Origin of the sequence: Proteiniphilum sp. UBA1028 (genome assembly GCF_002316955.1) — a bacterium.
Taxonomy (GTDB): Bacteria; Bacteroidota; Bacteroidia; order Bacteroidales; family Dysgonomonadaceae; genus Proteiniphilum.
Genome location: NZ_DCEN01000072.1, coordinates 2087 through 22807, shown reverse-complemented (window position 1 = coordinate 22807; position 20721 = coordinate 2087). Strand labels below are relative to the sequence as shown.

Sequence of the window (20721 nt, the reverse complement as noted above, 5' to 3'; positions counted from 1 at the left end):
TCACTCTCCTCCCAGGTCATACCTGATCTTATCCAGAATGATCGGTAATATGGCGGTATTCACACCTGCTTCCTGTAGCTCCTCCTCATCTTCGGCAAGCATAGACCGAAAGGCATCAAAGCTACCGGCTTTCTCCAGCGACGACCGATAGAGCGAGACCGCCTTTTTGTTTTCTTCCATGCAGAGTTCCACGTGGCCTGCGTTAAGGAAATCGTGGGCATTGGGCTTGTTCTCCATAATCTGGGCATAGTATTTCCTTGCCACATCGAACTTGCGCGATAGAAAAGCACACCAGGCCACCGAACGCCATGCACGCCTGTTCTGGCTGTCGAGCAGCTCCACCTTGAAGTAGTAGTTCAGAGCCGTATCGTACTGCTTCAGCTCCAGATAGCAATGTCCGATGCTGAGCTGAATATGCAGGTCGTCGGGCCTGAACTGCTCCAGCCTGCGATAATAGTTCAGTGCTATGTCGGGCTGCTTCAGCACCCGGTAACAATGTGCTATGCGATGTAGTACCCACGTATTGTTTTCGTCGATCAGGTCGGCATGCAGATAGGCATCCAGGGCTCCTCCCGTATCTGCCAGCATCTGTCTGCAGTAGCCTATCTTTTGCCAGAACTCGCTTTTGGCAACACCTGCTGCTTCGGTCAGCATCGTGTAAGCAACAAGTGCCTCATCAAAGTTGTTTTTTTCAAAATAGTAAAGAGCTATCTGCTCCAGGTGCTGCGGTTGCAGTACCACAGGGTGAAATGCCTCAATCAGGTGATAGTTGAGCGGCAGGCTGAAAATATCCCGGAACTCGCTACGACGCCGGTAAAGCTTGAAGAAGCGATAAAGGTCCTGAATATATTGTTTGATCAGGGTATCCTCTTTCTGATAGGGATTCAGCACACCTTCCTCCTCCTGCATCTTTGTGAGCTCTTCGCCTTCGGCACCCAGCTGTGAAATTATCATGCGGCGGTAGTTTTCCGGCATCATCATAATGCTGAGGCAGAAAGAGTATTTGTCGGAGTTGCAGATTAACGACGACCGGAACATGGTCTCAATCAGGGAGACACCTTCCGACTTGTCGGAAAAAAGCTGCCGGATGCTGCTGTGACGTGGGTTAAACGGCAGGAACCAGTTGCTCATCTCCTGAAAGAAAGGGTAGGACTTCAGGTTGGAAAAGGTGGAGTGGAACACGTCGGCGCCCTCGAGCTGTAACTCGGAGAACTCCTGCAGCTTATCTGTCAGCCCGGTCTCGTCGAGTATCTTCTGCCATTCCGGGTTTTTTTCATCCAGTCCGCTTTCGCCCATCCACTCATCCAGGTTTATTTTCTTGCCAATCATCGGGCTTAACTTCATCATCTCCGGGAGGATCTCCTCGTTCAGCCGTTTTGTGATCTTCTCCGTTTCGTGTGCCTGAATGAAGCCAATGATGGCTGCGATAAACCGCCGGTTGAACAGCTTGTTGTCCGATAGCAGCTTCAGCCTGCTGCTGCACTCGGAATAGAGAGGCCAGCGGGCTGCGTAGGTCTGGAAGATGGGAATGATACCGATGATGGTACGTGTCACCAGCTCCGGCTCGGGACGGAGGCACACATCAAGAAGCAGCTCTACCTTGACCGCATCGAAGCGCTGCAGCACATTCATGGTGAGGGCGGAGAGGAGCACGCTCTTGTCGTATACGGGAATGAGCTCATCATCCATAAAACTTCGGAACGATGCAGCCATGTCGGCATTGGCCCTTGGTGATACAAATACGCAGTAAAAGAGATCCTGCAGGGTCCTTTCATGTGCCAGTGCATTTTCTTTTATACGGCGCTCCTTTTCCTCGCCCTCTTCGAGCAGATCGATAAAGGAGAAGGTATCCGCATGCCGTGTGATGATGCTCCGGTATTCGTCCAGAGAGAGCGGTGTACGCACCTGAAACAGCCGTGACTTATCGAAAAAAAGGGAGGAACTTTCCTGCAGAAGCAGGTGCTCGGCCGCATCATCGGCAACGGTGTAGAGGTCGCGGATCAGCTTGTCGTAAATATGCTGCTGCTCGGGATCCTTTTTTCCCTCAATCAGGTAGTGGAGCATATATTGATAGTTGGTCTCCAGTTCTGATATTTTTTCGGTAATGGTCCAGTGTTGTGAAAGCGAAGCAAGTCCCTTGACACCGTCAATTGCCTGTTTCAGCTGCCGCTGTTCGATATGGGAATGGATTACTTCGAGTCTGGTCCCGCTGTCGGTCGGTTGCATAATGATTTCAGTTTGATGAGTCTTTGATGATCAGGGTGGAAGGGAGTGAATCTTTCCAGGGCAGAGGTGCGGCAACCAGCTTGCTCCATCCGTCGATGCCAATGATGAGGAGGTCCTGGTCCCGAATAAACTCCTTTTCAATCTTCTTGTTATCGTCCCAAAGGCGTACCCGCCCGTCGCTCTTTTTTACAATGAACTGATAGAGCTTCTGCATCTTTGCCTCCGACTGAATGATTCCCACCGCATCCCAAACCATGATCTGCACATTTTCCATCTGGGATGTCTGGTACACAAAGGTGAAAATATGCATGTCGGCTTTACAGAGCACGGGAATGAAAATATGGCTTGTCTCTTCCAGGCCGTTGTCCAGGAAGATGCCTGTCGGCACCCTGTTCCGGTCCAGCAGCGATGACATCTGTTTTAAGGTGGATGCTTCCTTCTCCCCGAATTGTGCCAGAACAGCAGCATCGGTGATTGCCGGGTCGTTCTTCTGCTGCATGTACCTGCTTGCCTCGCGAAGGCCTATTTCGTCCTGGCCCAGCCCAATCAGCAAAAGGTTGCTGCCCTGCTCGTCGGTCATTTTACGGATTTCGGAGACAAGGTCGGCATACTCCCTGATAAAAAGCCGTACCGTGATTTTACTTTTTTCGCCCTTGGGCATCAGGTCGGCAAGCAGCTTATGTTGAAGCACTTCTATTGGCTCATCCTTCAACACGGCCTCCATGTTGGCGATGAAGTGCAACAGGGTGATTGATGATTTCTCCGTTTTCGAAAGAACAATGTCCGATGCCAGTTTGCATAGTTTTCTACCTGTCTCAAGCCGGGTGAAACAAACCAGCGCATGGGTAGGTTTCTTCAGTTCCGATTCGCCATCGATGCGATTTAACAACATATCCACAAAATCCATACCTGTGTGTTTTAAAGGTACATTTTAGCTGTTCAGTATTTTGCTGTCGAGCATGGAGTCTTTGTATCCCAAAAAATAAAGGATGCCGTCAATGCCTACGGTCGAGAGAGACTGCCCCGCATTTTGCTTCACCTTGGGTTTTGCGTGGAAGGCAATACCCAGACCGGCGATATCCAGCATGGGCAGGTCGTTGGCACCGTCGCCCACGGCCACTGTCTGCCGCAGGTCAATCCGTTCCACCTGGGCAATGAGCCGCAACAGCTCTGCCTTTCTCTTGCCGTCAACCACATCTCCCACATAATTGCCGGTAAGCTTCCCGTTGGCGATCTCCAACTCATTGGCATACATATAATCAAAGCCGTACTTCTCCTTCAGATGATTTCCAAAATAGGTGAACCCTCCCGACAAAATTGCCGTTTTAAATCCCACCTTCTGCAGCACCTTCATCAGCCGGTCGAGCCCTTCGGTAATGGGCAGGTTTGTGGCGATCTCTTTCATCACCGAGACATCGAGCCCCTTCAGTAACTTCACCCGCTGCCTGAAGCTCTCTTCAAAATCAATCTCTCCCTGCATGGCCAGTTCGGTGATGGCCTTCACTCGCTCACCCACACCGGCCCTTTCTGCCAGCTCATCGATCACCTCCGTCTGGATGAGGGTGGAGTCCATGTCGAAACAGATGAGCCGGCGCATACGACGGTACATGCTCTCTTCCTGGAAGGAGATGTCGAAGTTGAGTTCGGAGGAGAGCGCCAGAAATGCCTCCTGCATCTGTTGCCGGTCGTTGGGCGTCCCCCGCACCGACAGCTCCACGCACGATTTGGCGGCCCGCTCCTTCTCGTTGAGCGGAATACGCCCCGTCAGCCGTACAATATTGTCGATATTGAGATTCTGCTCTGCAATGATCTTCGATACGGCTGCGATCTGCTTGGCGGTAAGAATCCTTCCCAGCAGCGTGATGATATACCGGTTCTTGCCCTGCATGCTCACCCAATTGGAGTAACGGTCTACCGAGATGGGCGTAAAGCGGATGTTTACGTCCATCTCGTACGCTTTGAACAGCAGGTCCTTCATGATCTCGCCCGAGTTGTCGTTCATAGACTTGAAGAGAATACCCAGCGACAGATTTCTGTGTATATCCGATTGCCCGATGTCGAGGATGAAAGCACCATGCTTCGCGAGTATTTCCGTCAGCGCCGCTGTCAGTCCCATTTTGTCCTCTCCGTTGATGTTGAGCAAAATAATTTCTGAATTTTCCATATTTAAGTTATCATAGACCTGAATTCGGCATTTAGCCGGTCAGTTGTCTGTAATCAGCTTGTTGTTCGTCTACCGGATCCTGGCCCTACATCACCGGCAACGACACCTGGGTGTAAATATCTTCGATATCGTGCGGCCCCAGTTTGTCGAAATCTTCTTCCCGCACGGTGATGATGAGGCCTGCCATGTCGAGCGCCCCCGGGCTGATCATCAGTTGTTTGCTCCCCGTTTCGAAGTATTGCCGGGGACGGTGCGCCCTGCGCGGAAACAGATGTAGCTTGTAACGGTTTTGCTCGGTGAAGGCAATCACGTTCATCATCGGCTCCCCCTCTTCCGGCTGCCGGTGACGAAGATACTGATATACGTCTTCAAACAACTCCTCCACCTCTTCTTTGTCTGAGCTTTCAATCATCAGGCAAGCACGCAGCTCGTTATCCCCCTGCAAGAGGACCGGTGACTTGAGCCCCGCCTGCAGGTGAAAGTGATCGGGGGCAGAGGCGCCGCTACGGGGTCCGTTGTAAAAAACCACATATCCAGGCAAAAGCTCTGCCAGCGAAAGCATGTCACCCACCTTCCTGCGTATGCGCTGTGCCACATGCGAATGGAGTGGGATGGTGAGATGGTTTTCTATGATGGGGTAAGGATTGCAAAGGATGAGGTACTTATCCAGAAAAGGAATGCCTTTTTGCAGGGAGGGTCTGTTTTCCGCACACAGAAAACAGGGACGCTTTTCGATCGTTTCCGCATCGATGTCGGCCCCTGTGGATACCATCCTTGCTGGATTGTACTGTACCTTCACCTGAAAATCATCTCCCCAGAAAATGGTCTTCTCCCTGATCGTGTCCCGCTGATTGATTGCGGTTCTTAGCAGGCCCCATTCCTCTTGTTGCCGCGAGAACAAGTCGTTTATCTCTTTCGAAAGATTCATCCGCCGTCGTTTTAATTAAACAAAGATAGCGATATTTTCTTTCACTAAAAATAATCGCTTTACTGTTTGGTTATCAACTTTTTTTATACCTTTGCACCTGAATAGGTTATTTGCCCGCGGTTGTTACGAAACGGCACTCCAAAACCGTTCCACCCCAAAGGTACAAATGCTGCCAAAATTTACAAAAGACGATGAAGCTAAAAAGTCTTCTCTTTCCCTGTTTGTTTATGTTCCTTATCGTCTCCTGCTCGCGGGGGGCGGGTAAAAAGAATGCGGAGCAGGGCGTGGAAAAGATGAAAAGCGAGGCACACAGCAATTTTGCCGATCAGACTGCCTCGAACGAGGAGTTTGAACAGTTCATCCAAAGGTTCAGCACGGAAGAATCGTTCCAGTTTGAACGGATTAAATTTCCCATTAGTGTCATCGTGCCCGACGAAGCACACGAGGGCATGGCCCCAATTCAGGAGTCCATCGGAAAATACGACTGGGAAATTCTTGATCTCACCTACGATAGCACCTATCTTACGCGTCCTTACGACCAGTATTATCAGGTCGTGCGCTTTAAAAATGATACGGCCGTTGTGGAAATACGCGGCATCGATAACGGCATTTATGCCGACTATTACTTTGCGCTGATCGATAAAAAGTGGTATTTGGTCACCTTATACGAAGCTTCCTTCTAAGCAGCCTTTTTATTTCTTTAGCATCTCATCCCCAAAGCTGAGCGGCAGCAACTCCCTGGCGGAGCTTGTCGCATAGATGCCATCTTCGCTGGACATTAGTATTTTTACGCTGGAGTGAAAGCGGTTTTCCACCTCCAGCAGTACCTGACGGCAGGCACCGCAGGGGGTGATTACGTCGCGGGTAAACTGGCCGTTGTGCCAGGCAGCAATGGCAATGGCCACCACCTTTTGGTCGGGGCGGGAGGCGTTGGCAAAGAAAAGCGCAGTCCGCTCGGCGCACAGGCCAGATGGATAAGCGGCGTTCTCCTGGTTGTTTCCCGCAATCACCTCGCCGTTCTCCAACAATACGGCTGCACCTACCCTGAACTGTGAATAAGGTGCGTACGCTTTTTGTGTGGCATTTTTTGCGGCGTCGATTAATTTTTTTTCCACTTCGGAGCATTCCTCTAACAGATAAACAGCTATCTTTGTGGTTAAATTGATTTCTCTCATATCCTCATGCAGATTTTGTCACGCAAATATAACTATATTTTACCGTTCTTTGCCCTTCTCTCTTTTTTCTTTGTGGCGGATGGTCTGTCTGCACAACACAGGGTGAGGACCTACGAAGATTATATTGGCCGCTACAGCGACCTGGCCATTGACCATATGGAGCGGTACAAGATTCCTGCCTCCATCACTCTAGCACAGGGTATTCTGGAGTCCGGTGCGGGGTTAAGCGACCTGGCACGGCGCTCCAACAATCACTTTGGCATCAAGTGCCACCAAGGCTGGAGAGGGCCCTCGGTATATGCTGCCGATGATTTGCCCAACGACTGCTTCCGGAGGTACGACCGTGTGGAAGATTCTTATCAGGATCACTCCGAGTTTCTGATCAACGGAAGCCGTTACAAGATGCTGTTTGAGCTCTCCATCACCGATTACAAAGGATGGGCAAGAGGACTTCAGAAGTCGGGCTATGCCACCGACAAGGCTTACGCTAATAAGCTGATCAAGCTTATCGAAGACTACGAACTGTATCGCTTCGACGACAGAAAGTACCGCAAAGGGATCAGCCGCAGTGAGCGGCAGTCGCAACGGATGCGGGAGACGGCGCAGGTGACCTGGACACACCAGCCCTACATCACCCACGGCCTGGTGTATGTGATTGCCCTGAATGGCGACTCGTACGCCAGCATTGCCCGGGAGTTTGGTTTTGGTGAAAAAGAACTGCTGAAGTACAACGAGGTGCCCGAAGATTTTCCGCTGAGCGAAGGCGACATTGTCTATTTTCAGAAAAAAAAGACTCGTGCCGACAAGCCTTATGAGTATCATACCGTACAGGTGGGCGAGTCGATGTACAGCATCTCGCAGCAATATGGTATTCAGCTGAGAAACCTGTACCGGCTGAACAAAAAAAGTTACGAATACGTTCCGGAAGAGGGAGATCGGCTGAAGCTGAGATAAAATAAAACGAATAAAACTTTATAAAAATGCAATACAACACCCAAAAAGAAAAACTGCTGTTGCCGGAATATGGGCGCAACATCCAGAATATGGTCGACCACTGTGTTTCGATCAAAGATCCGGAAGAACGAAAGAAATGTGCCTACACCGTCATCGACATCATGGGAAGTATGTTTCCGCACCTGCGTGATGTGAACAACTTTAAACATATTCTCTGGGATCATCTGGCCATCATGTCTGACTTTAAGCTGGAGATCGACTATCCCTACGAGATCATCACGCGGGAGGAGCTCTATACCAATCCCGGACATCTCGATTATAGCAGGCCCACCATGAAGTATCGTCATTATGGCAAAATACTGGAGCGGATGATCAAAATTGCTGCCGACATGGAGGAGGGTGAGAAGAAGAACCATCTTCTCAAAATGCTGCTAAGCCAGATGAAGCGCTCCTATTCGCAGTGGAACAAGGAGGCCGACGACGAAAAGATATTTCACGACTTGTACGACCTGTCGGGCGGTAAGATAAAATTGAATGCCGACACGCACTCGATCCCCGAAGTGAAGCTGAATAACAGCCGCGATAAGCTCAAGAACATCAAGTACCAACGTAAAAGATAACGCAGATGATTCCCGGCGAAGATATCCTTCAGGTGGGACGTACGCAGAAGCCGTACGGCATCAGAGGTGAGATCATAATTCTCTTCCGCAAGGCAGAGTACGCCGATCTCGACACAGAGTTCTATTTCCTGGAAATAGAGGGTATCCCCGTACCCTTTTTTGTGGAAGAGTTCACCTATACCACCGATACCTCTGCACGGGTGAAGTTCGAGGATGTGAACGACGAGAAGCAAGCTTCGCGTTATGTGAACACCGACGTTTTTCTTTCCCGCGACATAGTGAGTGCGGTGCGTACTCAGAGTAGCGACGACTGGGAATTCTTTGTGGGATATTCCATTGTGGATCAGTATGGCGAAACAATCGGTACCATCCGGGAGGTAGACAGCACAACCATCAACGTGCTGTTTGTGGTTGAAAAAGACGGGAGTGAATATCTAATACCTGCAACGGAAGATTTTATTGTGGCTGTCGATGAGGGAAAAAAACTCCTTGAGATGTACCTCCCGGAAGGGTTGACAGAGGAGTAAAAACAACCTGCGACGGCTTCCGGAATTCGAAACAACATGCCCTTTCTTCAGCTTTTACATGTCAGCATCGGTTATCCTGCCAGCAGGGGGACAAAGATCGTACAGCACGATCTTTCCCTTACGGCAGGAGAGGGGGAGTTGATCGCACTGATCGGAAAGAACGGCTGCGGAAAGTCCACCCTGCTGCGATCCATAGCTTGTCTGCAGCCGATACTGCAGGGGGCCATGCTGTTCAATGGCGAAAACCTGACGGAGATATCCCCCAAAAAGAGGGCCAGGCTCCTTTCCGTGGTGCTCACGGAGCAGCAGCCGGTAGCGTCATTCACCGTGAGGGAGCTGATTTCTATCGGACGCGACCCCTATACAGGGTGGTTGGGAAGCCTGTCCGAGGAGGACGACCGCATTATTGCCGAGGCCATGGAAATGACCTATCTTGAAGGATTTGAGCAGAGAAACATTCACGAGCTGTCCGATGGAGAGCGGCAACGGGTCTTTATTGCCCGCGCACTGGCACAGGATACTCCGGTGATCCTCCTCGACGAGCCTACCTCGCACCTCGACCTGCCCAACCGCATCCACATCATGCTGCTGCTGCAAAAGCTGGCGAGGGAAACGGGGAAAACCATATTTATCTCTACCCATGAGCTGGAGACAGCCATGCAAGTGGCCGACAAGCTGTGGCTCATGGAGAAGGAGAAGGGGGTCACCGTGGGAGTGCCCGAAGACATGGTGCTCAATGGCATCTTCGACAGCGTCTTTCATCACCCCTCCTACGAATTCGATAAAGAGTACGGCAGCTTTGTCGTACAGAAGCTTCTCGACAAGTCCATCGCCACCCGGGTGCAACATCCCGGCAGCCTGATGGCCCGCTGGACCACCAAGGCACTCACAAGAAAAGGGTACAGGATCGCCTCCGAAGCTCCCGTCGAACTGGTTGTGGATGAAGAAAGGCGGTGCTGGGTCATTACCTGCGAAGGCAGGAGTGTGGTGACGCACAGCATCGGGGAGGCACTGCAGCAGATTTCCGCTTTCGCGGTAAAATAGCAAATCCGGGGATTTTCGGCCATCAAAAAACCCTTATTTTTATTATCTTTGCACGATTTATGGGTCAATCAGCTTTCTGCATGGAAGTAAAAAAACGAAACATCGCCATATTGGGCTCAACGGGTTCCATCGGGACACAGGCACTGGACGTTATTTCGCGGCATCCCGACAGGTTTGCTGCATACGCCCTGGTCGCCAATAACCAGGTGGAGCTTCTCATACAACAGGCACGCACCTTCCTCCCCGAGGTAGTGGTGATTGCGAACGAGTCACGGTACGAACAACTGAAAGAGGCGCTGAGCGACCTGCCCATCAAAGTGTGGTGCGGTAGCAGCGCTATTGAGGAGGTGGTGCAGGATGCCGCGATCGACATGGTACTCACTGCCATGGTCGGCTTCTGCGGATTAAAACCTACCATCAACGCCATCACGGCAGGGAAAGCGATCGCTTTGGCCAATAAGGAGACGCTGGTCGTAGCCGGAGAGCTGATCACCTCGCTGGCACTGAAGCACCGGACTCCCATTCTGCCGGTCGATTCGGAGCATTCCGCTATTTTTCAGTGCCTCAACGGAGAGGGAAACAACAGGATCGATAAGATCCTGCTCACAGCTTCCGGCGGTCCCTTCAGGACATATTCGAAAGAAGCGCTGAAGACAGTATCCAAAGCGGAGGCACTGGCTCATCCCAACTGGAACATGGGTGACAAGGTCACCATCGACTCATCCACCATGATGAACAAAGGGTTCGAGATGATCGAGGCCAAGTGGCTTTTTGGGGTAGATCCCGAACAGATAGAGGTGCTGGTGCACCCTCAGTCCATTATTCACTCCATGGTGCAGTTCGAAGACGGCTCGGTGATGGCCCAGCTGGGGCAGCCCGACATGCGCCTGCCCATTCAGTATGCCTTCTCCTATCCCCACCGGCTGGAGTCCGGCATCGCGCCGCTGGACTTCGTTAAGCTGGCGCAGCTTACCTTCGAGCAGCCCGACATGGACAGGTTCCCGAACCTGCTTTATGCCTACGAGGCTATCCGCGCAGGAGGAAACATGCCCTGCATCCTCAATGCGGCAAATGAAGTGGCCGTATCCCTGTTTTTGGAGGAACGCATCGGCTTTGTGCAGATGAGCCGCCTGATTGAACAGGCAATGCAGCGGGTCACCTTTGTGAAGAAACCTCTCCTCGACGATTATCTGCACACCGATCAGGAGACTAGGGAGTTCGTAAAATCAACATATAGAAATTTGCAATCAATCAACAACGTAAACAAGTAGTTACACATAATGGAGACATTTTTAATTAAGGCGCTGCAACTCATTCTGAGTTTATCGATACTGGTCGTGGTCCACGAGTTCGGCCATTTTATTTTCGCGCGGATGTTCAAAATCAGGGTAGAGAAGTTTTATCTCTTTTTTGATCCCTGGTTTGCTCTTTTCAGATACAAACCCAAAAAGAGCCATACAGAGTACGGGATAGGATGGCTGCCCCTCGGCGGCTACGTGAAGATTTCGGGCATGATCGACGAGTCGATGGACAAGGAACAGATGGCTCAGCCTGCCCAGCCCTGGGAGTTTCGCTCCAAGCCTGCCTGGCAGCGACTGCTGGTGATGGTCGCCGGGGTGCTTTTCAACCTGCTGCTGGCCTTTTTTATCTACTCGATGGTGCTCTTTACCTGGAACGATACCTACCTCCCGCTTAAAAATGTGACCCAGGGGATGGAGTTTAGCCAGGCTGCCAGAAATGCCGGTTTTCAGGATGGCGATATTCTGTTGCGGGCCGACGATAAGGAGCTGGAGCGCTTTGGCGTACGCACACTGCTCGATGTGGCAGATGCCACCACGGTCACCGTTCTGCGTAACGGACAAGAGGTGGAGCTCGACATCCCCGAAAGGCTGATGCAAAATCTGCTTACCGACAAGGAGGGCTTTGCCAACTACCGTGTCCCTGCCGTGGTGTACGAAGCGATGGAGGGGAGCGCTGCCCAAAAGGCAGGACTGATGCGCGGAGATAGCATCGTTGGCGTGAATGGCGTGGCCACGCCGCTGTTTGGTGACCTGCGCACGGCGCTCGACAGGAACCGCAATAGCCAGGTGACGCTCGATTATTACCGCAGCGGCTCGCTGCATACCACCGTCATACAGGTCGACTCGGCCGGTACGCTGGGCTTCTATGCCATGGGGGCTCCTCAGGTTTATAAAACGGTCACCCTCACCTATGGCTTCTTCGAATCGTTCCCGGCAGGAATGAAAATGGGCATACAGACGCTGAAAGATTATATCGCTCAGTTCAAATATGTATTCACCAAGGAGGGCGCCTCTTCGCTTGGAGGCTTCGGCGCCATCGGAAACCTGTTTCCCGCACAGTGGAACTGGCAGGCATTCTGGATGATGACCGCCTTCCTGTCGGTTATCCTCGCCTTCATGAACATCCTGCCCATTCCCGCTCTCGACGGCGGACATGTGATGTTCCTTATCTACGAGGTGGTCGTCCGTCGCAAGCCAAACGAAAAGTTTATGGAGTATGCGCAGATAGCCGGCATGATCCTCCTGCTGGGCCTGGTATTGTATGCCAACGGCATGGACGTGGTCAGGGCCATTTTTAATTAAACAACAAAAGAAGTAATTTAAAATACATAAAATCCGGCTGGGCCGCAATAAGGGTTAAATGGTCCATCCGGAAAACGGATCGAAGAGGATCCAAACAGAAAGGAGAATGAAACATGAAGATTTCGGAATTTTTCGAAAAAGAGGGAAAGACAACCTTCTCGTTTGAGCTGCTTCCTCCATTGAGGGGAAATAGCATTCAGCAGGTGTTCAATGCGATAGACCGGCTGAAGGAGTTCGATCCGAAATACATTAACATCACCACGCACCACAGCGAGAACGAATATAAGGAGGATGAACGGGGAATATTCCGGAAGGTGAATGTACGCAAGCGCCCGGGGTCGGTAGCCATTGCTGCCGCCATCCAAAACCGCTATGGCATCAGGGCTGTGCCCCACATCATCTCGCAGGGATTCTCGAAGGAGGAGACAGAGTATGCTCTGATCGACCTTTCTTTTTTGGGAGTGACCGACCTGCTGCTGCTGCGGGGAGATACCAAAAAGCTGGATGCCGGGCAAAAGAGCATGGACTCTCACCAGCACGCCACCGGCCTCCAGGAGCAGGTGAACAACTTCAATAAAGGCATTGCCTACGATGGCTCCACCCTCACGCCACCCGAAATACCCTTCACATACGGCATGGCCTGCTACCCGGAGAAACACGAGGAGTCACCCAACATGGAGTCGGAGATCTACTACACCAAGATGAAAGTGGATCAGGGCGCCGACTACCTGGTCACCCAGATGTTTTTCGACAACAGCAAGTACTTCGCCTTTGTTGATCGATGCCGTGCCGCGGGGATTACCGTGCCCATCATCCCCGGAATAAAACCCATCCACCTGAAGAACCAGCTTACCGTGTTGCCGAAGGTTTTTCGCTCCGATATTCCGGCCGACCTGGAAAAGGAGCTGCGCCGGTGCAAAGACGACGACGAAGCTAGGGAGGTGGGCGTGGCCTGGTGTATCGCCCAATGCAAGGAGCTGATGCAGCATCATGTCCCCGGCATCCATTTTTATGCGTTGATGGCCACGGAGAGTGTACACAAGGTAGCAAGTGCAATTTATTGATGTATTTCAGCGATGTCATAGGGCTCCACGATGTAAAACAGCATCTTACCGGCTCCGTACGGCGGGGCCTCGTACCACATGCCCGCATCTTTTACGGACCCGAAGGGGTGGGGAAGCTCCCGCTGGCCATCGCCTACGCGCGTTACCTCAACTGCGCAAACCGTGGTGACGAGGACGCGTGCGGAGCGTGCCCCTCCTGTCACAAGTTCGACAAGCTGGCACACCCCGACCTGCACTTTGTATTCCCGGTGGTGAAGTCGAAGGTGAGCGACGAGTACCTGCCGCAATGGCGTGAGTTCCTGTCGCAAAACAGCTATTTCAACCTCAATCAATGGCTTGCCTTCATCCGGGCAGAAAACGCCCAGGGCGTGATCTACGCCAAGGAGAGCGATGAGATCATCCGCAAGCTCAACCTGAAGGTTTATGAAGCTCCCTACAAGATTATGATCGTCTGGCTGCCCGAAAAGATGCACGACGCCTGTGCCAACAAGCTGCTGAAGATGATTGAGGAACCGCCTGAAAATACGGTCTTCCTACTCGTGTCGGAAGACCGGGAGAACGTGCTGCAGACTATCTGGTCGCGCTGCCAGCCCCTTCATATCCGTGCCATCGAAAACAACGAGATTGTGGATGCCCTGCAGCAGCGATACAGCCTCGATCACGCCGACGCCAAGTCTTGCGCCCATATCGCTAACGGCAGCTTCACCAAAGCCATTGAACTGATTACCTCCTCCCAGGAGACCCGCTACTTCTTCGACCTGTTTGTAAAGATGATGCGCACATCGGTGTCGGGCAACATCAAAACCATCAAAGAAACGGCTGCCGAACTGGCCGGCATTGGCCGCGAGATGCAGAAGAGCTACCTTCTCTATGCACTGCGCATGTTCCGGGAATACTTCGTGAGCAACCTCCGCGAGCCGGCAATGCTCTACCTGAATGAAGATGAACGTCAGTTTGGTGAGCGTTTTTCCCCTTACATCAACGAGCGGAACATCGAAGCTTTCAGCGACGAGTTTTCGCTGGCACACCGGCAGATAGAGCAAAACGGCAATGCAAAGATTATTTTCCTCGATCTTTGTTTAAAAGTTACCGTGTTATTAAGAAAATAATTTTGTAACTTGCACTCTGTTTTATTTTTAAATATCAAAAAGTTTCGCTTACCGGCCATCGAAAAGCGAATTTATATATATGGACAAAGAAATTTTATCTGATAAAATGGCGGATATCGTCCCCATCAAGACCGTGACCGCAAGAAATACCAAAAGCTGTAAAGGCTGCACACCCCATAATAACAAACTTCACATTTACGACTGGCTGCACGATTTTCCGGAATTTCAGGATCTCTCGAAGATGGTGGAAGTACAGTTTAAAAATACCCGCAAGGGGTACTACATCAACAGCAACGACCTGGAACTGCAACTGGGCGACCTGGTGGCCGTCGAGTCTGTGCCGGGTCACGACATCGGGACGGTGACCCTCACCGGCAAGCTGGTGGAGCTGCAAATGAAGAAATACAACTTTCGGGAGGATGCAAACGGTGGCCTCAAGCGCGTCTATCGAATAGCGCGGGCTACCGATCTGGAGAAATACGAACAGGCAAAGGCGCGCGAACAGCCTACCATGATCCGTGCCCGCCAGATCGCCGAAGAACTGGGCCTGCAGATGAAGATCGGCGACGTCGAATATCAGGGAGACGGCAACAAGGCCATCTTTTATTATATTGCCGATGAGCGGGTAGACTTCCGGCAGCTAATCAAGGTGCTGGCAAGCGAGTTCAGGGTAAAGATCGAGATGAAGCAGATCGGCGCCCGTCAGGAGGCAGGCCGCATTGGCGGCATTGGACCCTGTGGACGCGAAATGTGCTGTAGCAGCTGGATGCCCAGCTTTGTTTCGGTCTCCACGTCGGCTGCGCGTTACCAGGATATCTCCATCAACCCACAGAAGCTGGCAGGACAATGTGGCAAGCTTAAATGCTGCCTGAACTACGAGGTAGATGCTTATGTGGAAGCACAGCGCGGCATGCCGTCGCGCGAGATCGTGCTGGAGACCAGGGATGCCGATTATTATCACTTCAAGACCGATATCTTCGCAGGGATGATCACCTATTCCTCCGACAAGTTCAACGCCAGCAACCTGGAGACGATCTCCAAAGAACGGGTCTTCGAGATCATCGCGATGAATAAAAAAGGAAAGAAACCGCTCAAGCTGACCACCGATACGGACGATAAAGCTCGGGCTGAGGGTGAGTTCGCCGGCGACATACTTGAAGATCAGAGTATCACCCGCTTCGATGATGAACGGAAAAAGACAAATAAAAGAAGAAAGCCCCGCAGAAGACGTCCCGATCAACCGTCGGGCAACAGAAACAGGCGTGGTGAGCGCCCTACAGGAGAGAAAGATGCGTAGCGCCCTCCTTTTTCCGGTGCTCCTGCTATTTGCGTTTTCGCTTTCCTGTACGGAAGGAGAGGCCTATTACCGCTTCCGGCATATCGACAAAGGCAAGTGGATTCGTGACAGCACCATCTGCTTCCCCATGGATTCCCTGGCGCTGCAGCCGGGAGAAAACTACGATGTATCCATCGAGATAACCACGAGCCTCTCTTACCCCTATCGCGATCTCTGGCTGAAGGTAACTCATAATTTTACCGATACACTCTTGCGGAGCGATACAGTGCATTTCCGGATCGCTGACGACTACGGCCGCTGGCTGGGGAGTGGCGCAGGAGGGCTGAATCAGCTGTCGCTGCCCCTCTTTTCGTCGCTGCCCCTCGATACCGCCTCGCGCTATGTTGTTCATCTACAACAGGCTATGGAGGCAGACCCCCTGCCGGGCATCGAAAGGATAGGAATTAAAGTAGCAGTTGGAAAAGGAGAGAGATGAAAATAGTGTTCATAGGAGCCGGTAATCTGGCGACACATCTGGCTGCAGCCTGCAAAGCTGCGGGAAACAACATTGTCCAGGTATACAGCAGAACGATGGAGAATGCCACATTGCTTGCCGGAGAAACAGGGGCCGAGGCGGTAAATAATCTGGAACAGATCCGCCTGGATGCCGACCTCTACATCTTCTCGGTGAAGGACGATGCACTGCCTGCTGTCGTCCGGCAAATGCCGCCCACAGAGGGTGTCTGGGCACATACCGCCGGCAGCCTGTCAATGGATCTATTTGCAGCCCGCAAGGCGGAACATGGGGTGATCTACCCTTTGCAGACCTTCAGCAAGCAGCGGAAAGTAGACTTTGCCTCCATCCCCCTTTTTATTGAGGGAAGCAATCCCGCCACGACCCGCTTATTGGAGGAGCTGGCAGGATCCCTCTCCCGCAATGTCCGCCGCCTCTCCGGCGAAAAAAGACGAACGCTGCATCTGGCTGCCGTATACGCATGCAACTTCGTAAATCACATGTATACGCTGGCATCGGAGATCATTGGGAGGGAAGGCCTTCCGTTCGACCTGCTGTTGCCTCTTATTGCCGAAACTGCCGCCAAGGTGACGGAGATGGCGCCGCAGGCAGCACAAACGGGTCCTGCCATACGTTTCGATGAAGAGGTGATGCGCAGGCACCTCTCGCTGCTCCCCGATCCGGAGACGAAAGAACTCTATACATTAATCAGCAAAAGTATTCACAAACATTCTATATGAGCGCCATCAACTACGATCTGAAGAAGATCAAAGCTTTTATTTTTGATGTCGACGGGGTCCTTTCCTGTCAGACCATTCCCATGTCGTCGGAGGGAGAGCCGTTGCGTACGGCCAATATACACGATGGCTATGCAATGAACCTGGCCGTGAAACGTGGCTATGGCGTGGCCATCATCACCGGCGGCAACTCCCGGGCAGTGCGGATACGATACGAGTCGCTGGGGGTCACCGATATCTACCTGAAGTCGTCCATCAAGCTGAACGACTTCCACCATTACCTGCAAAAAACAGGCTATCGCCCCGAAGAAATCCTCTTCGCGGGGGACGATATGCCCGACTACAAGGTGATGAAGGAGGTGGGCCTGCCCGTTGCCCCGTGCGATGCTGCACCCGAGATCAGGGCCATTGCAACGTATGTCTCTCCCAAATTGGGGGGGCAGGGCGTGGCACGCGACGTGATCGAGCAGGTGCTGAAAGTCCAGGACTGCTGGATGGACGAGGAGGCTTTTGGATGGTAAAAGCAACGTTGACAACACCCCCGGACCAAAAATTAACATTTAAAAATTGAGCGCTTAAGAAACATGCGTTATATTTGTAACAATAAAAAAAACCACTCCAGATAATGGCAAAATTCAAGGGTTATGTAGAGGTAAACACAGGCCGCTGTAAGGGCTGCGATCTCTGTGTGGTGGCTTGTCCCACCGACGTGCTCGAGCTGCAGCCGCGCGAAGTAAACGACCGCGGTTATCATTATGTATATATGAAGAACGAGGACGATTGCATCGGCTGCGCCAACTGCGGATATGTGTGTCCGGACGGATGTCTGACGGTCTACAAGGTAAAGGTTGGATAATCTTTTATCTCAATGAGAAACAACGCGTAAAAGGAACATTATGTCAGAAGAAATAGCATTGATGAAGGGAAACGAAGCCATTGCCTATGCGGCAATACGTTACGGCGTGGATGGCTACTTTGGTTATCCCATCACACCCCAATCCGAAATCATCGAAACCCTCATGGAGGCTGCTCCCTGGAAAACCACGGGAATGGTCGTCCTGCAAGCTGAAAGCGAGGTGGCCGCCATCAACATGGTATATGGTGGTGCTGCCTGCGGTAAGTATGCCATGACCTCCTCCTCAAGCCCCGGCATCAGTCTCAAGCAGGAGGGCATCTCCTATATGGCCGGAGCAGAGCTGCCGGCACTGATCGTGAACGTGCAGCGTGGTGGCCCCGGGCTGGGTACCATACAGCCGTCGCAAGCCGACTACTTCCAGACGGTAAAGGGGGGCGGACACGGCGACTATAAGCTTATTACGCTGGCACCCAGCTCGGTGCAGGAGATGGCCGACTTTGTGGGGCTTGCTTTTGACCTGGCCTTTAAGTACCGTAACCCGGCCATGATACTCACCGACGGGGTGATCGGACAGATGATGGAGAAGGTGAAGCTGCCAGCCTGGCGTCGCCGCAGAACGGAGGAGGAGATCCGTGAGCAGTGTCCCTGGGCCACCCTCGGCAAGACGGCCGACAGAAAGCCCAATATCATCACCTCGCTCGAGCTCGATTCGGCAGCGATGGAGAAGAATAACGAACGCTTCCAGGCCAAGTACCGTGTGGTGGAGGCAACGGAAGTACGCTACGAAGAGGTGAAATGCGACGATGCCGATTATCTGCTGGTGGCCTTTGGCTCCGCAGCACGCATCTGTCTGAAGACCATCGATCTGGCGCGAAAGGAAGGCATCAGGGTCGGCCTGGTCCGTCCCATTACGCTGTGGCCCTTTCCATCGGAGGTCCTGCAAGCCCATAGCGGCAGGGTGAAGGGAATGCTCACCGTTGAGCTGAATGCCGGGCAGATGGTAGAGGATGTCCGCCTCGCGGTGAACGGACAAATTCCGGTCGCCCATTACGGCAGGCTGGGAGGCATCGTTCCCACTCCCGAAGGGGTGCTTGCGGCATTAAAAGAAAAAATTGTCCAATAAAAAAGGTACCGTCATGGATCCAAAAATCAGAAACATTTTTTTGCTTCTCTTCTTGCTGGCTTTTGTAGCGACCATCGTCGTTTATTTCTCGTCCGCCCAGGATATGAGGCTCACCTGGTATTTCGGTGGCGCAGCGGTGATATTTTACCTTATCTACCGGTTCAGCAAAAAATAAATGGTAGGAAACGCGCATGACAATCATTATCACACAAGTGTGTGGTTAAAGCGAGTTTTGCGCTATTTTTTTGAAAGTCAATAGTTTAATTGTATGAAAACAAATCAAATAATAAGCCCTGAGAACCTGGTATACGCCAAGCCGGAACTCATGAACAACAACCACATGCATTACTGCCCCGGTTGTTCGCACGGCGTGGTGCACAAGGTTGTTGCCGAAGTCATTCAGGAACTGGGGCTGCAGGAGAAAACCATCGGCATTGCACCGGTGGGTTGTGCCGTGTTTGCCTATAATTACATCGATATCGACTGGCAGGAGGCGGCTCACGGCCGTGCTCCCGCGCTGGCCACAGCCACCAAGCGGCTCCTGCCCGACAAGATGGTGTTCACCTATCAGGGCGACGGTGACCTGGCGGCCATCGGCACAGCGGAGACCATCCATGCTGCCAACCGCGGTGAGAATATCGCCATCATCTTCATCAACAACGGTATCTACGGGATGACGGGCGGCCAGATGGCACCTACCACGCTGAAAGATATGAAAACCTCCACCTCTCCCGAGGGACGCAATGTGCAGACCATGGGCAACCCCCTGAAAATACTCGAGCTGCTGGCCCTGCTCGACGGTGTTTGCCTGGCCACCCGCGTTAGCGTGCATACCGCTGCGGCAGTGAAGAAGACACGGAGGATGATCAAGCTTGCTTTTGAAAACTCCATGGCCGGTAAGGGAACATCCATCGTTGAAGTGGTGTCGACCTGCAATGCTGGGTGGAAGATGACTCCCGCTGCAGCCAACGACTGGATGGTGGAAAACATGTTTCCGGTATACCCCATCGGCGATTTGAAAAACATTTAAACAAGAAGGAGATAGCATGTTACAGGAAATAGTGATTTCGGGTTTCGGCGGACAGGGAGTGTTGTCCATGGGCAAGATCCTTGCTTATTCGGGCATGATGGAAGAGAAGGAAGTATCGTGGTTCCCGGCTTACGGGCCGGAGCAGCGTGGCGGCACAGCCAATGTCACGGTCATCATCTCCGACGAGCCCATCAGCTCGCCCGTGGTGAATCAGTTTGATGTCGCCATCGTGCTTAATCAGCCCTCGCTCGAGAAATTCGAGGCCCGCGTGAAGCCCGGCGGAGCACTGATCTACGATGGATACGGCATCCACAAAAAAGTAGAACGGAAAGATATCAATGTATACAGAGTCAATGCCATGGACGAATCCATAAAGATGGACAACACCAGGGTGTTTAACATGATTGTGCTGGGGGGACTGCTCAAAATATCCCCCATGGTGGAACTTGAAAATGTAATGAAAGGCCTTAGGGAGTCACTGCCCGAGCGGCACCATAAGCTGTTGCCCATGAACCAGGAGGCCATCCTGCGCGGCATGGAGATTGTGCAGCAGGAACAGCAGGCAGAGCAGGTGTAGTCATTTCTTACCGAAAGGCCACCAACTCCATTTTCTCTTCTTTTCGCTTGCCGGTTTCTCCGCTTTGCCGGTTGTGGCGACGTTGGGTTGCGGCACAACAGTCTGATTGGAAGTCTGTTTTGCCGCATTCTTTTTCACCAGTACTTTCTTTTTGGTATTCCCGGTTTCTGCGCCTTCGCTGTTTCGCCTGCTCT

23 protein-coding genes and 1 pseudogene are annotated in these 20721 nt (G+C 52.1%); 18 read left to right on the top strand and 6 right to left on the bottom strand.

What is annotated here, in order from left to right; genetic code table 11:
* The 4 genes from B3Z75_RS12190 to B3Z75_RS12175 form a co-directional block, all read right to left on the bottom strand.
* Nucleotides 1-2226 (bottom strand): tetratricopeptide repeat protein, encoded by a 2226-nt coding sequence (locus B3Z75_RS12190; protein WP_294072037.1) that lies wholly within the window; start codon nucleotides 2224-2226, stop codon nucleotides 1-3.
* Nucleotides 2227-2233: 7 nt separating this feature from the next.
* A complete protein-coding gene (locus B3Z75_RS12185; protein ID WP_294072035.1) occupies nucleotides 2234-3133 on the bottom strand; it encodes a hypothetical protein in 900 nt (299 codons plus the stop codon).
* 24 nt (nucleotides 3134-3157) lie between these two features.
* Nucleotides 3158-4390 carry a phosphoserine phosphatase SerB gene (gene serB, locus B3Z75_RS12180; RefSeq protein ID WP_294072032.1) on the bottom strand — a complete coding sequence of 411 codons (1233 nt, stop codon included), beginning with the start codon at nucleotides 4388-4390 and terminating at the stop codon, nucleotides 3158-3160.
* A gap of 85 nt (nucleotides 4391-4475) precedes the next feature.
* On the bottom strand, nucleotides 4476-5318 hold the full coding sequence (locus B3Z75_RS12175) for a DUF4922 domain-containing protein (RefSeq protein ID WP_294072030.1): 843 nt from the start codon (nucleotides 5316-5318) through the stop codon (nucleotides 4476-4478).
* Between the two features lie 191 nt (nucleotides 5319-5509).
* Between B3Z75_RS12175 and B3Z75_RS12170 the strand changes: the two genes are divergently transcribed.
* Nucleotides 5510-6001 (top strand): DUF4348 domain-containing protein, encoded by a 492-nt coding sequence (locus tag B3Z75_RS12170; protein WP_294072028.1) that lies wholly within the window; start codon nucleotides 5510-5512, stop codon nucleotides 5999-6001.
* 9 nt (nucleotides 6002-6010) lie between these two features.
* Here B3Z75_RS12170 and cdd read toward each other — a convergent pair whose 3' ends face one another.
* On the bottom strand, nucleotides 6011-6493 hold the full coding sequence (gene cdd, locus B3Z75_RS12165) for a cytidine deaminase (protein ID WP_294072025.1): 483 nt from the start codon (nucleotides 6491-6493) through the stop codon (nucleotides 6011-6013).
* A 6-nt stretch (nucleotides 6494-6499) separates the two neighbouring features.
* Here cdd and B3Z75_RS12160 point away from each other — a divergent pair, with 6 nt between their 5' ends.
* The 17 genes and pseudogenes from B3Z75_RS12160 (at nucleotide 6500) to B3Z75_RS12080 (ending at nucleotide 20527) form a co-directional block, all read left to right on the top strand.
* On the top strand, nucleotides 6500-7447 hold the full coding sequence (locus B3Z75_RS12160) for a glucosaminidase domain-containing protein (protein ID WP_294072022.1): 948 nt from the start codon (nucleotides 6500-6502) through the stop codon (nucleotides 7445-7447).
* Nucleotides 7448-7473: 26 nt separating this feature from the next.
* Entirely contained in the window at nucleotides 7474-8067 is a 594-nt protein-coding gene (locus B3Z75_RS12155) for a DUF4290 domain-containing protein (protein WP_294072019.1), read from the top strand.
* A 5-nt stretch (nucleotides 8068-8072) separates the two neighbouring features.
* Complete coding sequence (gene rimM, locus B3Z75_RS12150; RefSeq protein ID WP_294072017.1) at nucleotides 8073-8594, top strand: ribosome maturation factor RimM; 522 nt, start codon at nucleotides 8073-8075, stop codon at nucleotides 8592-8594.
* Between the two features lie 36 nt (nucleotides 8595-8630).
* Entirely contained in the window at nucleotides 8631-9638 is a 1008-nt protein-coding gene (locus B3Z75_RS12145; RefSeq protein WP_294072015.1) for an ABC transporter ATP-binding protein, read from the top strand.
* Nucleotides 9639-9718: 80 nt separating this feature from the next.
* On the top strand, nucleotides 9719-10909 hold the full coding sequence (locus B3Z75_RS12140) for a 1-deoxy-D-xylulose-5-phosphate reductoisomerase (RefSeq protein WP_294072012.1): 1191 nt from the start codon (nucleotides 9719-9721) through the stop codon (nucleotides 10907-10909).
* A gap of 9 nt (nucleotides 10910-10918) precedes the next feature.
* On the top strand, nucleotides 10919-12241 hold the full coding sequence (gene rseP, locus B3Z75_RS12135) for an RIP metalloprotease RseP (protein WP_294072010.1): 1323 nt from the start codon (nucleotides 10919-10921) through the stop codon (nucleotides 12239-12241).
* Nucleotides 12242-12354: 113 nt separating this feature from the next.
* Nucleotides 12355-13305: a methylenetetrahydrofolate reductase gene (locus B3Z75_RS12130; protein ID WP_294072007.1), complete on the top strand. Its 951-nt coding sequence runs from the start codon at nucleotides 12355-12357 to the stop codon at nucleotides 13303-13305.
* Entirely contained in the window at nucleotides 13305-14414 is a 1110-nt protein-coding gene (holB, locus tag B3Z75_RS12125) for a DNA polymerase III subunit delta' (protein WP_294072004.1), read from the top strand. Before B3Z75_RS12130 ends, holB begins: the two co-directional genes overlap by 1 nt.
* Before the next feature lie 106 nt (nucleotides 14415-14520).
* A pseudogene (locus B3Z75_RS12120) lies at nucleotides 14521-15672 on the top strand (PSP1 domain-containing protein); the annotation flags it as partial.
* A gap of 7 nt (nucleotides 15673-15679) precedes the next feature.
* Complete coding sequence (locus tag B3Z75_RS12115; protein ID WP_294072001.1) at nucleotides 15680-16186, top strand: gliding motility lipoprotein GldH; 507 nt, start codon at nucleotides 15680-15682, stop codon at nucleotides 16184-16186.
* Nucleotides 16183-16944, top strand: a complete 762-nt coding sequence (locus tag B3Z75_RS12110) for a Rossmann-like and DUF2520 domain-containing protein (RefSeq protein ID WP_294071998.1) — start codon at nucleotides 16183-16185, stop codon at nucleotides 16942-16944. The genes B3Z75_RS12115 and B3Z75_RS12110 overlap by 4 nt, the downstream gene beginning before the upstream one ends.
* Complete coding sequence (locus B3Z75_RS12105) at nucleotides 16941-17462, top strand: KdsC family phosphatase (protein ID WP_294071996.1); 522 nt, start codon at nucleotides 16941-16943, stop codon at nucleotides 17460-17462. Before B3Z75_RS12110 ends, B3Z75_RS12105 begins: the two co-directional genes overlap by 4 nt.
* 104 nt (nucleotides 17463-17566) lie before the next feature.
* Nucleotides 17567-17797 carry a 4Fe-4S dicluster domain-containing protein gene (locus B3Z75_RS12100; RefSeq protein WP_294071994.1) on the top strand — a complete coding sequence of 77 codons (231 nt, stop codon included), beginning with the start codon at nucleotides 17567-17569 and terminating at the stop codon, nucleotides 17795-17797.
* A gap of 40 nt (nucleotides 17798-17837) precedes the next feature.
* Nucleotides 17838-18920, top strand: coding sequence for a 3-methyl-2-oxobutanoate dehydrogenase subunit VorB (locus tag B3Z75_RS12095; protein WP_294071991.1), 1083 nt, complete (start codon nucleotides 17838-17840; stop codon nucleotides 18918-18920).
* A gap of 13 nt (nucleotides 18921-18933) precedes the next feature.
* Nucleotides 18934-19095: a hypothetical protein gene (locus B3Z75_RS12090; RefSeq protein WP_294071988.1), complete on the top strand. Its 162-nt coding sequence runs from the start codon at nucleotides 18934-18936 to the stop codon at nucleotides 19093-19095.
* A 93-nt stretch (nucleotides 19096-19188) separates the two neighbouring features.
* Nucleotides 19189-19950, top strand: a complete 762-nt coding sequence (locus B3Z75_RS12085; RefSeq protein WP_294071986.1) for a thiamine pyrophosphate-dependent enzyme — start codon at nucleotides 19189-19191, stop codon at nucleotides 19948-19950.
* A gap of 16 nt (nucleotides 19951-19966) precedes the next feature.
* Complete coding sequence (locus B3Z75_RS12080; RefSeq protein ID WP_294071983.1) at nucleotides 19967-20527, top strand: 2-oxoacid:acceptor oxidoreductase family protein; 561 nt, start codon at nucleotides 19967-19969, stop codon at nucleotides 20525-20527.
* Here the strand turns inward: B3Z75_RS12080 and B3Z75_RS12075 are convergent.
* Nucleotides 20528-20721: hypothetical protein (locus B3Z75_RS12075; RefSeq protein ID WP_294071980.1), on the bottom strand; the 194-nt coding region annotated here is incomplete at its 5' end. It abuts the gene before it with no gap.

Excerpts from the sequence above, each read along its gene's own strand:
- B3Z75_RS12160 (WP_294072022.1), top strand. The coding sequence starts at position 6,500 with ATGCAGATTTTGTCACGCAAATATAACTATATTTTACCGTTCTTTGCC.
- B3Z75_RS12170 (WP_294072028.1), top strand. The coding sequence starts at position 5,510 with ATGAAGCTAAAAAGTCTTCTCTTTCCCTGTTTGTTTATGTTCCTTATC.
- B3Z75_RS12080 (WP_294071983.1), top strand. The coding sequence starts at position 19,967 with ATGTTACAGGAAATAGTGATTTCGGGTTTCGGCGGACAGGGAGTGTTG.
- B3Z75_RS12105 (WP_294071996.1), top strand. The coding sequence starts at position 16,941 with ATGAGCGCCATCAACTACGATCTGAAGAAGATCAAAGCTTTTATTTTT.
- B3Z75_RS12155 (WP_294072019.1), top strand. The coding sequence starts at position 7,474 with ATGCAATACAACACCCAAAAAGAAAAACTGCTGTTGCCGGAATATGGG.
- B3Z75_RS12130 (WP_294072007.1), top strand. The coding sequence starts at position 12,355 with ATGAAGATTTCGGAATTTTTCGAAAAAGAGGGAAAGACAACCTTCTCG.
- B3Z75_RS12110 (WP_294071998.1), top strand. The coding sequence starts at position 16,183 with ATGAAAATAGTGTTCATAGGAGCCGGTAATCTGGCGACACATCTGGCT.
- B3Z75_RS12145 (WP_294072015.1), top strand. The coding sequence starts at position 8,631 with ATGCCCTTTCTTCAGCTTTTACATGTCAGCATCGGTTATCCTGCCAGC.
- B3Z75_RS12140 (WP_294072012.1), top strand. The coding sequence starts at position 9,719 with ATGGAAGTAAAAAAACGAAACATCGCCATATTGGGCTCAACGGGTTCC.
- B3Z75_RS12095 (WP_294071991.1), top strand. The coding sequence starts at position 17,838 with ATGTCAGAAGAAATAGCATTGATGAAGGGAAACGAAGCCATTGCCTAT.
- holB (WP_294072004.1), top strand. The coding sequence starts at position 13,305 with ATGTATTTCAGCGATGTCATAGGGCTCCACGATGTAAAACAGCATCTT.
- cdd (WP_294072025.1), bottom strand. The coding sequence starts at position 6,493 with ATGAGAGAAATCAATTTAACCACAAAGATAGCTGTTTATCTGTTAGAG.
- B3Z75_RS12190 (WP_294072037.1), bottom strand. The coding sequence starts at position 2,226 with ATGCAACCGACCGACAGCGGGACCAGACTCGAAGTAATCCATTCCCAT.
- serB (WP_294072032.1), bottom strand. The coding sequence starts at position 4,390 with ATGGAAAATTCAGAAATTATTTTGCTCAACATCAACGGAGAGGACAAA.
- rseP (WP_294072010.1), top strand. The coding sequence starts at position 10,919 with ATGGAGACATTTTTAATTAAGGCGCTGCAACTCATTCTGAGTTTATCG.
- rimM (WP_294072017.1), top strand. The coding sequence starts at position 8,073 with ATGATTCCCGGCGAAGATATCCTTCAGGTGGGACGTACGCAGAAGCCG.
- B3Z75_RS12085 (WP_294071986.1), top strand. The coding sequence starts at position 19,189 with ATGAAAACAAATCAAATAATAAGCCCTGAGAACCTGGTATACGCCAAG.
- B3Z75_RS12090 (WP_294071988.1), top strand. The coding sequence starts at position 18,934 with ATGGATCCAAAAATCAGAAACATTTTTTTGCTTCTCTTCTTGCTGGCT.
- B3Z75_RS12185 (WP_294072035.1), bottom strand. The coding sequence starts at position 3,133 with ATGGATTTTGTGGATATGTTGTTAAATCGCATCGATGGCGAATCGGAA.
- B3Z75_RS12175 (WP_294072030.1), bottom strand. The coding sequence starts at position 5,318 with ATGAATCTTTCGAAAGAGATAAACGACTTGTTCTCGCGGCAACAAGAG.
- B3Z75_RS12100 (WP_294071994.1), top strand. The coding sequence starts at position 17,567 with ATGGCAAAATTCAAGGGTTATGTAGAGGTAAACACAGGCCGCTGTAAG.